Below are 14,932 nucleotides of genomic sequence, written 5' to 3'. Positions count from 1 at the left end.
TCCCGCGTCTCACCAACCAACGGCGGGACTGGGCAGGGCGGAAAGGCTTCAACTGCTCACAGGAACATGATGAGCGGGGAAGGCGCACCAGACCGGAGAAGCGGGCAGCACACACTTAACCTCAAACCACCTACCCCACCCCCCCGGGGTACACCAGACGTGTGCAATTCCCACCCTCTTAGGGCTCTCAAGAAAATATGAGTAAATTTTGAACTTTCCGACCCGAGGGCTCGCGACTCCTATCAATACCCGACTTGACCCCCTTCATCATCCGGTGCAACAGGAAAGCATCTACAATGGGTGCGCTTCCACGGTGCAACCTGTCCACAGGACTTGTGGTCTTAGTTCAGCATAATCAGGGAGGGGTTCTACCCCGTTTTCACGGACGGATCTGAAGCTGCCTCCATTTGAGGCTGCGGGGTGTCCGGATTATCGGGGGAAGTCCAACCTGCTGCTGTTTTTATGACCGGCATTCATCTATAAACGCGTCGATCCAATCAGTCTCTTCGAGCCGCGCTTCAAGCTTGTATATCCTGGTCAACCGATAAAATCGGGCCACGTAGCCACAGGCTCCACTTGGCGGAAGCCATTCATTCGGTCCTCTCGCCCCTTTGCTCCTGTTGAGAGAGGCTTCAACAGGCCACAGATTGCGTTCGTCGTTTGCAAACCTTTCTCGTCTCGCGTCAGACCAGTTGCTTGCGCCCCTCTCCCAGGCCCAGGCGAGCGGCACCACGTGATCAATGTCGATCTCGCTGCTGTTCTGTATCACGTTCCCTGTGAAAGGGCTGACCCAGCGACCACTGACAACTCGACAGCCTTTGTCCGTCCCAAAACGCACGGTCGTGCTGGACGTTGCAATCAATGCCTCGGCACGACTGTCCTGGCAATCACCATCTTCATCGTCCCAACCGTGACCAAAAGCAGACCGCTCATAGGCTTCAGGGGAGGCTCTAGTTGATTTGGTTGAGTGCGTTTCAGCCACCCCCTTGGGTAGGCGCCCTCCACTTGCGAGGCACTCCTCAAGGGAATCAAACGCACGGAAGTTCTGGGTCCGTTCGTAGTGGGAGCTTGTCGGTGGATGACAGATGCCTGAAGACGTTTTTTTGATGGTTTCAGCAGACACAGGCTCAAACCCAATGACGAGTATGAGCGCCAGTAATGAAGACGGGAGATACCGCAACTACTTCTCCTTAAATACAAAAAGCGTAATTTGGCGGCCATCGTATCGGGAACGGCCTCGCTCGTCTCGCTGTAGGAGATATCCCAATCGTTTTGCAGTGATATCGGCTTTCGCCGGGCGCCCAAGTCGCAGATACTGGTTGGGAGTCAATTGATCCGGAGGATCGGGGCTCAACGCCGGCAAGGATGCCAGGCAAACGCGACACCTGCCCAGTGGTGTGACCCGCCAGGGAGAGGCCTGGCTCCCTTCGTACTCAAATCTTGTTCACCATAACCTCAGATTATGCGCAGTGAAAATCCGGTATTACAGGCCTAATCTTTTTTCTCTCCCATTGATTGATTTTCTTTGACAGATAAGATGTATGTATAGCCAGCATCAATGAAGAAAACCCATTATATGGTATATAATTCAGTTGTCGGAGCACTATATATAGTTCTGGCATCTTTCGCACTAATGGCACTTCGGAAGATTTCCAATGCCTGTTTATGCAATATCGTATGACCTGAACTCACCAGGTCAAAAATATCAGAGAGTAAAAGATGCAATTGAAAGTTGTGGAGATTCTATCAAACCAATGGAATCATTTTGGTTAGTCGATAGCAGTCTGACTTACTTGCAGATCTCGCAAAAAGTGCGTCAAGCACATGATGATAATGACAGGCATCTAGTTATGCGGATGTCGAGTGAGAATCAGGGATGGCTAACACAAGATGCATGAGATTGGCTAAACCAGCGTCAACATAAACTAGCTGCTTAGGAGGAAATACATGGCTAGCACTAAAAGCGGTAAAAAGAAGGTGCACGTGCCAGAGCACCAGAGAAAAGGTAAGAACGGTGAACGCACGAAAGTGCGAGAGCATTACCGCTCTACCCCTAATTAAAGCAATCAAATAAACTATACCTTTCACCGGGCGGCAACCCGGTGAAAGGTATTTAAAAACCTAGCCTCACATTTAGCAACCTTTTCTCGGAAAAATTTTGTAACAGTCGTTTAATGAGGTTACCAGGAAACTGATGTGGTAAAGCTAGCGCCTAATTATCAATTCCTTAATTTATATAGATTTTTCCAAGGCATCCATAATTTTAGCCCGTATTTCTTTGGGATCTCCTCGTTCCATCGTCACCATCACGAACACCGCTTTACCTTCCGAAGCCTTTGCCCACTGCTGACCGATGAGTTCTTTCTCCTGCGAGTCTCGGCTTTCCTGTGGCGTCCGGTTTTTGCCCTTGTACTCAACGACAAGCAAGCGACCATCTTCCATGAGGGCAACAAAGTCAGGGTAGAACTTGTCAGTTGATGTTGGCAGAGAAAAAGAATTCCGATGCCTACTGACATTTCTTGCCCAATATTTGAGGCCAGGCAGCATGTCGAGTGCGAAGGCACACTTAACCTCTTCGCCATCGTCTTTACCGTCAAAGGTGGGTACTTCGTTTGAGCCCATAAAGTGGTTATTGAATTTGTACATTCCGCGATACTTGAGGACGTCAACATACATGTCATCGAAGAAGCGAACGCCTTGGTCAAACGAGACTTCAACGCGTGCTGTTTGGCCGAAGAGATTAGTCTGATAGACCGTGTCACGTTCAATCTGTCGGAAACTCTGTATCTTCTCTATCAGCTTTCGGGCAAGAATAAACTTGCAGCGCATAAGTTGAGAGATTGGAAGTTTCCTGTCTCGTGTGAGATCTGTAATCACATCATTTAACCATGCGAGGAGCTCTGTCTGGCTAATCCAAGGGTCTCGAATACGGGTGTCGAGCCAGCATACGAGGCTGTTAGCTGTCCAGTCTTCTACGGCAATATCCAGCGCCAGCTGATCGGAGCTATCCGTCCCGGAAACGGTCAAGCGATTACCGTCTAAGTCGATCTCAAATGTGTTCGTTGTCTCCACAATATCAAATTCAGCGGGTGTCAGGCGCGCGGGGTAATCGCTCAATGACCAGTCGTGATATTCCATGAAGGTGTCAGTGTCACCTAACACTAACTCTCCCTGTACCAGAGCCATTAGGCAGGGAATTGTAAAGGTTTCGCCCCGATAAGCTGGTGAGATTTCACTAGCGTGTTTGGCCTTGAAACTATCCAGCTGTTCCCGCAGCACGGCGTGCATGCGTTTTGGAACTTTCTCAAAAAGGCGACCCTCCTCCTCGTGCCTTGGTATCCCGCTAAACTCAATCTTCGATTTACCATCCTCACCTGTAAGAACTTTGATTTTTCCGGGAGCTACGGTATCGATTTCTTTCTGCTCTTCCGGTGTAACCTCGATCTCTACGGTCATTGTCGGACGCGGGCGAGAGTGTCTTCCAAAAAGATCATCGTCCAAGCCAGGCTGTTCAGGTTCGATATTGGCTTCGGCTTCACTTTCATCGAAACCCATAGCCACCAGTTTGTCGCGCAGAGTCATAGCGGCTTCAGAAAAGCTTTTGGATACCAATTTGGCGTAGGACTTATTCAAGGCCATTTTCTTACGCCGCTTGGCGTAGGGCATCCGCAGTACTCGCCCTAAAAGTTGTTCAGCATCAGTCGAACTTCGAATGTTAGCAAGCGAACAAAATACATAGGCAAATGAGCAGTCCCAGCCTTCTTTTAATGCTTCAATCGTAATGACATATTCGATGGGGCAATCAGGCTTGAACAGATTGATACCATCTAGCTCCCGCTGCATCCCTGTGGCTACTGCGATCTTGCGCTCATCGATATTCTCATTTTCGACGAGGTGTTTTTTCAGCGCTTCAACGGTGACTTCTTCATTTTTCTTCTGGGCTTGAAATAAAACTATAGGACGAATATAACCTTCACGATCATTATTCGCGTATTCCTGCAATTCTGCGCGTTTGAGAATGGCGGAATTGACCGCGCCCTGCCATGTTTCAGCTTCGTCTAGCACGACTGGCATCTTGATCATTTCTTCGTTCTTCAGCTCCTGGGCGGAAACGGAGTGAAGAATGTTGTTGAAACCCTTTGGAGTTGCAGTGAACTCTATGCAAGCAGAGGGATTGATCCGCTCATAAATTTCTTGGCTTAGCTGCGATCCGGCCTTGTGTGCCTCGTCCATGAGAACCAGGGGCCGATGGAGGTGCATTAGATTGGCGAAGCTGAATCGAATATTGTCTTTATTAGGCCCGTCATCAATGCGCTCTAGTCCCAATGCATTTGATGGAACCGAGGAAAAGTGCGGTTCCAACATTTCGTGATGGGCGTATACTTTGCGCCCGTCTGTATTGTTTACACGCAGCGTTTGTATTGTCCCTACCACCACGCAGAGGTTTGAGCGCAGGTCATGAGGCGTTATCTGAGTAAAGTCACCAATATCAAAGACTCGGACACGACCATCAAAGGTCTCATCTAAAACCTGCCGATAAGGGTGGCGAGGGTTTTTTAACGCTTCAGCAGTTTGAATTCGAATGGTGTTTGTTGGTACCAGCCATAAGACGAAGGGGAAGTCCTTTTCGATCCAGGTATCCTTAGCCACTGCGATGGAGTGCGATGCAAGGATCGTTTTCCCGCCTCCGGTGGGTAGGCGCAGACAGACATAAGGCACCTGGGGCAGGGTCTTTATCGGCTTGTACCGAGCAGTATACCCGCGCAGTCGTTTGGCCAGCATTGGTTGAGCTGTAATATCTTTATATGCAGCCTGAGGGCCAGTGATGCGTGCCTCTTTAAAGAACTCTCTTAGCGTAGCGAGTGAGGCTTTTTGGTATTCCTTCAGCTTCATTTGCGTGCCTTCACGTCATAGGGTGTTTGTTTGAACTCTATTTCTTCGGTTTTTAGTGTTGCTTCAGACAGTGCTGTGCGTTCGCCATAGACCTTGAGCGGGCCGGTGAAGTCACCTTGTGCGGAGCGAATAGTAGCCAAAGTTTTTCGAGTCAGGACGTTGCCACCCGAAACCGACTTGTCGCCTAGAATGCCGTTATAGAGCAATACATAGCCATGGCCGTCGCTTGCTCCCATGAAAGGAGTGAGGATTTTTGGCTCATTCCATGGTGTTGCAGTTTCAGCAAACCAGATATGTGCAGCCAGAACAGGGAATCGAATATCCGGCTGGAGCTGCCCATCTTCTGTGAACACGGATGGACCAAGACGATAAAAACGAAACCCACCTCCAGTAGCTGGTATTTCTGCCTTTTCGTGACCATTTATTGCAGCTTGAAGCCTTCGGTAGGAAATGTTTTGTGCATTCTCTTCAGACATCTCAATTGCGATGAATTTACGTTTACAGCCATCTTGTCGATTGGCTTCAAGAACAGCATGAGCGGTTGTTCCGCTTCCAAGAAAGCTATCTAAGACAAGGTCAGACCCATTCGAGAATATCCGCACTAAATAGGTGATTAGATCAATTGGTTTAGGATACGTGAATTTGAGCCCAAGTTTCTCAAGCTTCATGCGGCTCTTATTGGTCGTACCAAAACCGCGTAAAACTGAGATGATGTGACCCTTATCTTGTTTCCGTCCCTTTATGTATTCGATCGCGCCCGTGCGAGTGATCTCAAATCGAGTTTCCTGTCCTTTACTATCCACAACAGGCTTGAAGTCGTTTTCGACGAACTGCTCTAAAATTTTTCGGGAGCTCCATCCGGAGGTGGCTGTTGCCCCTGTCGTAAGTCGCCCTTCAGAAACCTGAAACTTACCGTCCCATTGAGGGTAAGAGGTGGGATCAGGAGAAAATTCGCCGTCTGGCAAAGAAGCTGGAAACCCTGCGGGTATTTTTACAGTCTTTAGAGGATTCTTAGGGCCGTTCTTTACGACAGTATTCCGGATCTCTGGGTTGTTGAGTTTACTCGTTTCGCCTGTGTTGGGATCTACCACACCGGGTGTGATAGTTAGCTGACCTTTGCAATAGATCAGAATATACTCGTGATAGTTGATGATCTGGGCTTGATTATCGGTATTACCTTCATAGTGCCAGACAAAACTTCCCTTGAATGATTTTCGACCAAATATCTCGTCACAAATTATTTTAAAGTAATGGGCCTCATCGTCATTCAAGCTCACAAGAAGGATGCCATCCTCTCGAAGCAATTCTCTCAACAGCTCCAATCGGGGCCACATCATGGCCAGCCACCGCGAATGCTCTAGATTATCGTCGTAGTGCTCAAAGGCTGACCCGGTGTTGTAGGGAGGATCGATATAGATACATTTCACTTGTCCTGCATAATACGGGAGTAGTGATTTCAACGCATCTAGGTTATCGCCCTGAATCAGTATATTACCGTCGTGGAGATCGCCGTAGCCAAACTCAGGCACCTCCTCAAGCAAGCGATACGGAACTTTATCAGCAGCGCGAACATCATTGTCTCGGGTCAGCCATCGCAGTGTAGGCATACTTTAAATTGGTTCCTAAATAGAAGAACATTGTTTGATGACCATGAGATAGGAGCACGTTAGTCAACTCCTATCTAATTTTATTAAGCGGAACTTCGCCAAGTCTCTGAAGCGAAGCATTTAGCGTTGTTCGGGTAACACCAAAATGTGCGGCAACCCCTGTCTTCGTGATTTGGGAGTCAGACAACATGGCCGCAGCCTTCCTTATGTCGGAGTCCGACATGGCTGGCTTTCGGCCGCCTTTTCGACCTCGGGCCCGGGCCGCCTTCAACCCAGCGATGGTTCGCTCCCGAATCAGATCATGCTCGAACTCAGCCAGCGCTCCAAAAATATGGAACACTAGGCGACCGCCGGAACTGGTGGTATCGATGGATTCCGTTAGTGACTTAAATCCGATTTCCCGATCATGGAGGTCCTGAACAATTTCAACCAAGTCTTTAAGTGACCGGGCCAAGCGGTCCAGCTTCCAGACAACTAAAACGTCACCCTTTCGTAACGTACGCAGGCACTGCGACAGTTCAGGTCGTTCTCGCGACTTACCCGTTATTGTTTCCTGGAAGATCTGTTCGCTCCCAGCTTTCTCCAAAGCATCCACCTGGAGATCCGGATTTTGATCTTGGGTGCTGACTCGTGCATAACCTATGATCATAAAAGGTGCCTTTTCTGCCCATAGATTGTTGTACGTGATTGTTGATCATAAAACAATGGGAAATTGGGCTTTTTGAGGAGATCAGGCGAGCGTCCAGAAAACGACCGTTTGTTGGAGTCGATCGAAAGGGTGAATCGTTATGCTGAATGATTGGAGTAAATGAAGTTTTGAGAATTGTCGATCCTCAACGCCAACATGGTCCGGCGCTGGATCAGCGCGGCCCGGCGAGTGGGCCAGGGGCCACCAGCTTCATCGGCCTTTGTGCCGGTTAGACTGCCGGCAGCCGCCAGTCATTCCAGCAATGCAATCACCGAAAATCTCACCCACGAAGCGGCAGTCCTCAAGCGCCACAGGTTCGCCAGCCACAATGAGCAGATGGGTGCGGTTCAGGGCTGGCTGCTGGTGGCCATTGACCATGATGAACTGCTGCTCTCATGACAAAAGATGACTACTGATTCTATCGTGGTTTGACTTCCGATCAATAGCGGCTATCTTTACCTTGTAAAATTAAACTTCTTTGAGCTTTAGAAGAACTCTCCAGAGAGGCATCCAGCTCCGCGCACATATCCGCTATAAGCGCAGTAGAAGTCAAAATATTTTGGTTTTGTTCGGAGGAACGTATGCCAGCTGGCTCGTCGATGATGACCATGCCTCTCCAGATATCATCACTTATTCGCCACGCCGATCGGGTCCATGGGGATGTCCAAATTGCCACTGCTGCCAATGGCGAAGTAGTGCACCGTCAGACCTGGTCAGATACCCATCGCCGCAGTAGCCAGCTTGCAGCCTCGCTTTTGGCGCTAGGTATCTCCGCCGGCGAGCGGGTTGCGACAATGGCTTGGTCGAGCCACAGGCATCTAGAAATTTACTACGCGGTCACTGGCATTGGTGCTGTTTGTCACACGGTAAATCCAAAGCTATTCGTAGAACAGGTCCGCTACACCATGCAGCATGCGGAGGACGCCGCTGTCTTTGTCGATTTAGATTTTGTGCCTCTGCTGTTACAGATATTGCCGGATTGCCCCTCGCTACGGCACATAGTGCTTCTCGAAGACGACCCCGAGGCGCTCCGGTTGATTCCGACTGCTATTAGCTACGAGCAGTTTCTTGCGCAGGGTGACGAGGATTTCGAGTGGCCAGGGTTCGACGAGAATGCTGGAGCTTACCTGTCTTATACCTCCGGCACCACGGGCAATCCAAAAGGAGTGCTTTACAGCCACCGATCGACGATCCTACATACTTGGGCGCAATCCCTCCCGGACGCGATGAATTTGCGTTCACAGGATGTAATTGCGCCGGTTATTCAGTTCTTCCACGTTAATGCTTTCGGTCTCCCTTGTGCAGCTGCAATGGTGGGAGCGAAATTGGTGTTTCCGGGGGCCGCGGTCGATGCGGCAAGCCTTTATGCGCTCTTTGAGTCAGAGCAGGTCACCATGAGTGCGGCGGTGCCAACGCTATGGCAACAGATGTTGAACCATCTAGAAGCCAACAACTGTCAACTCAACACGCTCGAACGCATTGTGGTTGGCGGATCAGCATGTCCGCCTAAGCTCATGCATGCTTATCAGAAGCAGTATGGAATAAAGATTCGTCACGTTTGGGGTATGACGGAAACGAGCCCACTCGGCGTGACTAACGCCTTCAAGGCGAAGCACGAAAATATAGGGGAGGAACAGCGTTATGCAGTCCAGGCCAAGCAGGGCCGACCTCTCTTTGGCGTCGAAATGAAAATCGTTGATTCAGAACAAAAGGAGCTTCCCCGGGATGGCCGCGCTGCAGGAGATATCGTTGTGCGTGGTCCCTGGATCTGCCGGGAGTATTACCGCTCCGATGCCCCTGCGCTAAATGAGGATGGCTGGTTCATGACGGGAGATGTCGGCACCCTTGATCCTGATGGGTACATGCAGATCACCGATCGAAGCAAAGATGTAATCAAGACGGGGGGTGAGTGGATCAGCTCGATAGCGCTTGAGAATATTGCGCTATCTCATGACTCAATCGCTGATGCTGCCGTAATTGCTGTGCCTCATCCCAAGTGGGACGAGCGCCCCTTACTTGTCGCAGTGCTGAAACCTGGTTCGAGCGCTAAACCTGACCAAATTCTCGCACACTTTAACGGCAAAGTTGCCAAATGGTGGATCCCTGACGACGTCGTGTTTGCCGATAGCCTTCCCTACACAGCGACAGGAAAGATCGATAAAAAGCGAATTCGCGAGCAGTGGCGGAAACAGAAGCCTGTAAAACAATAAATTCCGGAGGAGTCGATCAATGAACCAGATAACGCTCAGTAAACTTGGCCGTGCAATCCTGACAACGGCGGTCATCACGGCTGCGACCAATGGCGCTCAAGCTGCGAATGTATCCGACGAAGTCGTGCGCATTGGCGTTATGACCGACATGTCAGGGCTTTACGCAGCGCAGAACGGCCCGGGATCCGTTGAAGCTGTGAAGATGGCGGTTGAAGACTTCGGTGGTAAGGTGCTAGGCAAACCGATTGAAGTCATTTCGGCAAATCACCAGAACAGGGCAGATACCGCATCGAGTTTGGCGCGGGAATGGTTCAGTGATGGGAAAGTCGACATGATTGGGAATCTCGGTCCGTCCCATACTGCGCTTGCAGTTGTTCAACGCGCTGAAGCTAGTAACCGCATCGCTATTTCGACCGGGGCCGCCACCACAAAACTTACTAACGACGAGTGTACCCCGAACTCCGTTCATTATGTCTACGATACTTATGCAATGGCTAATGGTACGGCCCATGCGCTCGTTGAACAGGGTAAAAAAACGTGGACCTTCATTACTGTCGATTACGTTTTTGGTCGCGATCTAGAGAGGGATGCGATAGCCGTGGTCGAATCCAACGGCGGCGAAGTTCTTAGTAAGTTAAGCCATCCGCTCAAAACCAGCGACTTCACCTCACAAATGTTGACTGCGCAAGCGTCGGGCGCTGAAGTTATTGCTCTAGCTAATGCCGGTGGAGATACAATCAACGCCATCATGACGGCGAGCGAATTTAATATTACTACCTCCAACCAGACAGTGGCTGCCTTGGTTCTGTTTCTATCCGATGTTCACTCACTCGGCCTGGAAACGGCGCAGGGCCTGATGCTAACCACGGCATGGTACTGGGACTTTTCCAACGAAACACGAAAGTGGTCGGAGCGCTTCCTCGAGCGTACCAACAACATGCCTAGCGATGCTCAGGCGGGGGATTACTCTTCAACCTTGCATTATCTTCGAGCGGTTGAAGCGGCCGGCACCGACGAAGCAAGCGCGGTTATGGCTAAGATGAAGTCAATGCCGATCAATGACATGTTCGCCACCAACGGCCAAATTCGCGAGGATGGACGTATGGTACACGATATGTATCTTGCTCAGGTCAAGACACCGGCGGAATCCAAACGTATGTGGGACTATTTCGACATCATAGCGACAATTCCAGCCGAGGATGCCTTCCAGCCAATATCAAAGGGGAACTGCCGCCTCGTGACGGACACAGAGTAAGGCGGTAAGTCGTTGCTCGACGAGCACCGTTCAGGGATTTCAACGAATAATCAGCTGTCTTTGCGGCTTGAGCACTGTGTCTTATTCGGGAGCGATCACCATAATGAGCGAAATATTGCTGGAAACTCGGGGCCTCAGTAAGGAGTTCAAAGGTTTTACTGCGGTCAGCGCGGTGGATTTGCAGATCCACCGTGGCACGATTCATGCTCTCATTGGTCCCAATGGAGCTGGTAAAACCACAGTATTCAATCTGCTGACCAAGTTCCTGCTGCCGAGTGGGGGGGAAATCCTCTATAAGGGGCGCGACATTACCGCGGCCAAACCAGCAGACATCGCCCGCCAGGGCATCGTGCGTTCGTTTCAAATCTCTGCCGTATTTCCGCACCTGACTGCGCACGAGAACCTCTTGATTGCGCTGCAGCGCAAGGAGGGTCTCACGTTTCGTTTCTGGCGCTCACGACGGAGTCTAGACAGATTTCACGACCGCGCCCGGGAATTGCTCGCCAGTGTAGGGCTGGAGGACCAGGCCGAGACAGTTGCCGTGGAGTTGCCCTACGGGAGTAAACGTTCCCTGGAAATCGTTACAACATTGGCATTGGATCCCGAACTACTGTTGTTAGATGAGCCGACCCAGGGAATGGGCCGCGAAGACGTGGACCGGGTGGTTGACTTGATTCGTGCGGTCTCCGCAAACCGCACCGTGCTCATGGTTGAGCATAACCTTTCGGTTGTCTCTCGACTCTCGGATCACATTACGGTGCTCCAACGGGGCTCTGTGGTGGCTGAGGGGAACTACGAAACAGTCTCCAATAATCCCGAGGTTCGGGCGGCGTACATTGGAGGAAGGCATGAAACAACCAAGGCATGAGGCTCAGTCGGCGGCTTCGTCGAAAATTGCCGACAACGCCGAAGAGCATCTGTGCATACGTGACCTCCATGCATACTACGGTGAGTCTCATATTCTGCATGGTCTAAATATAGAAGTTTGGCGGGGAGATGTTGTTACTTTACTCGGACGAAATGGTGCCGGCCGCTCGACGACCCTGCGCGCAATTATGGGATTAGTGGATAAGCGTAGTGGTTCGATTCTGCTTAGTGGCACGGAAACGGTGCAGTTACCACCGTATCGCATTGCCCGACTGGGTGTAGCCTTTTGTCCGGAAGAGCGAGCAATTTTCGCCAGCCTGAACGTTGAAGAGAACCTTATGTTGCCGCCGATAGTGGGAACCGGGGGCATGAGTATTGAGGAAATTTACTCGCTTTTCCCCAATCTCGCCGAACGCCGCAAGAGCCAAGGTACCCGGCTATCCGGCGGAGAACAGCAAATGCTCGCTATCGCACGTATTTTACGCACAGGTGCCGACCTGCTACTCCTCGACGAAATTACTGAGGGTCTGGCACCAGTGATCGTTGAGCGCCTGAGCGAAGTGATTGCCCTGTTAAAACAGCGGAGGTATACCGTCATCCTTGCTGAACAACCTTCCTTTGCAGCACCGCTAGCCGATCGAAACTACATAATTGAGCATGGGCAAGTAGTCGAGGAGATCGCTGCCGAGGAAATGGAGGCAAAGCATGAACTTGTGGAGTCATATCTCAGTGTGTAGCAAGCGGAGGGTGATGCAGGACCTATGGCGATCTCGCGCTGAGCCAACTCGGTTCGCCGTGTAAACATAAACTAGTGGGGCGTCACCATGTTGGCGTTGCGACGGCCTTGAGCGATTAGGGGGACTAAGAAATGGACGAGATCTTCGGTTTTCCACCGCAACTTTTGTTTGCCCAGATATTCATGGGCCTGATCAATGGCTCATTTTATGCGGTACTTAGCCTCGGGCTCGCTATAATCTTTGGACTGCTACGTATCATCAACTTTTCCCATGGCGCAATGTACATGCTAGGTGCGTTCTCTGCTTGGTTTGGCCTGCAGTACCTTGGCATCAACTATTGGATTGCTCTCGTTCTTGCTCCTTTAGCAGTCGGTTTGTTTGGGCTCCTAATTGAGCGCACTATGTTACGCAGGATCCGCCATGTGGACCACCTCTACGGTTTGCTGCTGACATTTGGAATAGCATTAATTTTGGAAGGGGCGCTCGTTCAATTCTTTGGCGTGGCGGGTCAGCGATACCCAACGCCCGACGAGCTACAAGGTGGTATCAATCTTGGTTTTATGTTTCTCCCGTACTACCGGGCCTGGGTGATTATCGCATCGGTAGTTATCTGTCTGGTCACATGGTTAATTATCGAGCGCACTAAAATTGGAGCCTACCTGCGCGCCGGAACCGAAAATCCTGACATGGTCCAAGCTTTCGGAATTAATGTTCCCCTCATGACGAGCCTGACCTACGGTTTTGGTGTTGCGCTTTCGGCATTCGCCGGTGTGCTAGCAGCTCCTATTGTGAGTGTGAGTCCGTATATGGGCTCAAATCTCATTATCGTCGTTTTTGCAGTAGTCGTAATTGGTGGTATGGGCTCTTTACTCGGTGCGGTTATTACGGGACTAGCCTTAGGCGTTATCGAGGGGTTGACTAAGGTCTTCTACTCAGAAGCAGCCGGTCTAGTCATCTTCATGATTATGATTATCGTCCTGCTAGTGCGACCGGCAGGTCTATTTGGACGACCAGAGTAGGAGGGGCGCTCGATGAACCGTACCATTGTATTTTATGTAATCCTGTTTTTGGCAGCCATGGTTGCGCCCGTCGTCTTGTACCCTTTTCTCTTAATGGAGTTGCTTTGTTTCGCTTTGTTTGCCAGCGCCTTCAACCTGTTACTTGGTTATGCGGGTCTTCTGTCGTTCGGCCATGCTGCATTTTTCGGAATGGCTGCCTATATCAGTAGTATCCTAATGCGCGACTATGGCTGGCCTATAGAATTCGGACTGCTTGCCAGCATTCTTGGCAGTGCCTTATTGGGCCTTGTTTTTGGTTGGATCGCTATTCGCCGTTCGGGTATCTATTTCGCAATGATAACGCTGGCTCTGGCCCAGGCAGTGTATTTTTTAGCAGTCCAGGGAAGCGGTATTACCGGAGGTGACGATGGATTGCACGGTGTTCCCCGGGGAAAATTTTTTGGACTATTAGATCTCAGCGAGCCTCTAATTCTTTACTACTTTGTGCTTGCATTGTTTATCGGCGCATTTTGGCTAATCCAGCGTATTGTGCACTCACCTTTCGGCCTGATTCTCAAGGCGGTTCGTGACAACGAGCCTCGCGCAATTTCTCTGGGCTATGATGTAGGCCGCTACAAACTACTTGTGTTCGTATTGTCGGCTGCACTTGCGGGTTTGGCGGGATCGTTGAAATCCATCGTATTCCAGCTTGCATCGCTCTCCGATGTTCATTGGCATACCTCGGGGGAAGTCATTCTAATGACACTGCTGGGGGGGGTGGGTACAATTTTTGGACCTCTAGTGGGCGCAGGAATTGTAGTGATGTTTAAGCATTCCTTAGCTCAGGGAATTCTCGCCGAGTCGCTGCCAATCGTAATGGGTTTCCTCTTTGTGGTGTGCGTTCTGGTCTTTCGCCGTGGCGTCGTGGGGGAGGCCCACGCGTTTTTGAAATCAAGAAGTAGCAATGGCATCAAACGGGATGTCCCGCCGAACCGCCGCCGTTAAACTAACGGATGCTACTCCCGATATGCGTAAACTTTGGTAGCTAATTCGATATTCACAGTGCAAATACGTTATCGAGCCGATCAGCGGCTGAATTAAACATATTCGGAGTTTCCGCCAGTTTAGTATGCAGTTGTTATCGGCAAAATCTGGGTGGGGATGGCTGAGGTTAGGTTAGTCCTTTAAACCCGATTGTTCCGATTTTCCTTTAGGTGGATAACAAGGAACTTGTCCTTGTGAAAGGAGTTATAATTGGACTTGGTGTTTGAGGATTTGAAAGAAGGGAAGGCGGCGTATCTGGCTGTTAGGCAATCGCCAAACAACCAAACCAATCAGAGGTTGGACTTCCCCGATATTTTAGACACCCGGTGCTTTTCGGGTATTTGTACAGCGTTGCCGCTGGTCTCGGCATGGGCAATGCTGAACCTCTGAATCATCGGAGGGACAGACCATGTACGTTACCCAGAACAAACAAACCCTGACCTATACCGGCCTGAGCGGACTGCAAGAACAAGTCCGACAATCGGGCATTGAACGCTTCCAGTCTGAATACCCTGACCTGCCCCCAATCACTAAACCACTCACTGCTTAGTAATGTCGGTTAATTTCGACCCTTTTCCCGTAGTCCGGTAGCCAGCGGCAAACTCCAGTGGTGTCTGGTAGCTCAACGCTGAA

Annotated in this window: 11 protein-coding genes; 7 read left to right on the top strand and 4 right to left on the bottom strand. The window is 50.5% G+C overall.

Annotation, left to right across the window (positions count from 1 at the left end; genetic code table 11):
- Positions 1-460 precede the first annotated feature (460 nt).
- The 4 genes from F6Y09_RS20635 to F6Y09_RS19525 form a co-directional block, all read right to left on the bottom strand.
- The gene (locus tag F6Y09_RS20635; protein ID WP_281348233.1) at positions 461-838 is read right to left on the bottom strand and encodes an HNH endonuclease family protein; all 378 of its coding nucleotides are present in this window, start codon (positions 836-838) and stop codon (positions 461-463) included.
- Positions 839-2,232: 1,394 nt separating this feature from the next.
- Positions 2,233-4,893, bottom strand: coding sequence for a DEAD/DEAH box helicase (locus F6Y09_RS19535; RefSeq protein WP_152208636.1), 2,661 nt, complete (start codon positions 4,891-4,893; stop codon positions 2,233-2,235).
- Complete coding sequence (locus F6Y09_RS19530; RefSeq protein ID WP_152208635.1) at positions 4,890-6,500, bottom strand: site-specific DNA-methyltransferase; 1,611 nt, start codon at positions 6,498-6,500, stop codon at positions 4,890-4,892. The genes F6Y09_RS19535 and F6Y09_RS19530 overlap by 4 nt, the downstream gene beginning before the upstream one ends.
- A gap of 70 nt (positions 6,501-6,570) precedes the next feature.
- On the bottom strand, positions 6,571-7,149 hold the full coding sequence (locus tag F6Y09_RS19525; protein ID WP_152208634.1) for a recombinase family protein: 579 nt from the start codon (positions 7,147-7,149) through the stop codon (positions 6,571-6,573).
- Between the two features lie 174 nt (positions 7,150-7,323).
- Between F6Y09_RS19525 and F6Y09_RS19520 the strand changes: the two genes are divergently transcribed.
- The 7 genes from F6Y09_RS19520 to F6Y09_RS19490 all read left to right on the top strand — a co-directional run bounded on the left by F6Y09_RS19520 (position 7,324) and on the right by F6Y09_RS19490 (position 14,260).
- Positions 7,324-7,587 carry a hypothetical protein gene (locus F6Y09_RS19520; protein ID WP_152208633.1) on the top strand — a complete coding sequence of 88 codons (264 nt, stop codon included), beginning with the start codon at positions 7,324-7,326 and terminating at the stop codon, positions 7,585-7,587.
- Between the two features lie 182 nt (positions 7,588-7,769).
- Positions 7,770-9,398 carry a long-chain-fatty-acid--CoA ligase gene (locus tag F6Y09_RS19515; RefSeq protein WP_218944210.1) on the top strand — a complete coding sequence of 543 codons (1,629 nt, stop codon included), beginning with the start codon at positions 7,770-7,772 and terminating at the stop codon, positions 9,396-9,398.
- A 19-nt stretch (positions 9,399-9,417) separates the two neighbouring features.
- Positions 9,418-10,653, top strand: a complete 1,236-nt coding sequence (locus F6Y09_RS19510) for an ABC transporter substrate-binding protein (RefSeq protein ID WP_152208632.1) — start codon at positions 9,418-9,420, stop codon at positions 10,651-10,653.
- A 103-nt stretch (positions 10,654-10,756) separates the two neighbouring features.
- On the top strand, positions 10,757-11,521 hold the full coding sequence (locus F6Y09_RS19505; protein ID WP_218944209.1) for an ABC transporter ATP-binding protein: 765 nt from the start codon (positions 10,757-10,759) through the stop codon (positions 11,519-11,521).
- A complete protein-coding gene (locus F6Y09_RS19500; RefSeq protein WP_152208631.1) occupies positions 11,502-12,257 on the top strand; it encodes an ABC transporter ATP-binding protein in 756 nt (251 codons plus the stop codon). The genes F6Y09_RS19505 and F6Y09_RS19500 overlap by 20 nt, the downstream gene beginning before the upstream one ends.
- A gap of 131 nt (positions 12,258-12,388) precedes the next feature.
- Positions 12,389-13,276 (top strand): branched-chain amino acid ABC transporter permease, encoded by an 888-nt coding sequence (locus F6Y09_RS19495; RefSeq protein ID WP_152208630.1) that lies wholly within the window; start codon positions 12,389-12,391, stop codon positions 13,274-13,276.
- A gap of 12 nt (positions 13,277-13,288) precedes the next feature.
- The gene (locus F6Y09_RS19490; protein WP_152208629.1) at positions 13,289-14,260 is read left to right on the top strand and encodes a branched-chain amino acid ABC transporter permease; all 972 of its coding nucleotides are present in this window, start codon (positions 13,289-13,291) and stop codon (positions 14,258-14,260) included.
- The last annotated feature ends 672 nt before the right edge of the window (positions 14,261-14,932 follow it).

The organism is Marinobacter changyiensis (assembly GCF_009193265.1).
In the GTDB taxonomy this organism is placed as follows: domain Bacteria; phylum Pseudomonadota; class Gammaproteobacteria; order Pseudomonadales; family Oleiphilaceae; genus Marinobacter; species Marinobacter changyiensis.
The sequence above is the reverse complement of the archived record's forward strand: the minus strand, read 5'-3'. Positions and strand labels throughout refer to the sequence as shown.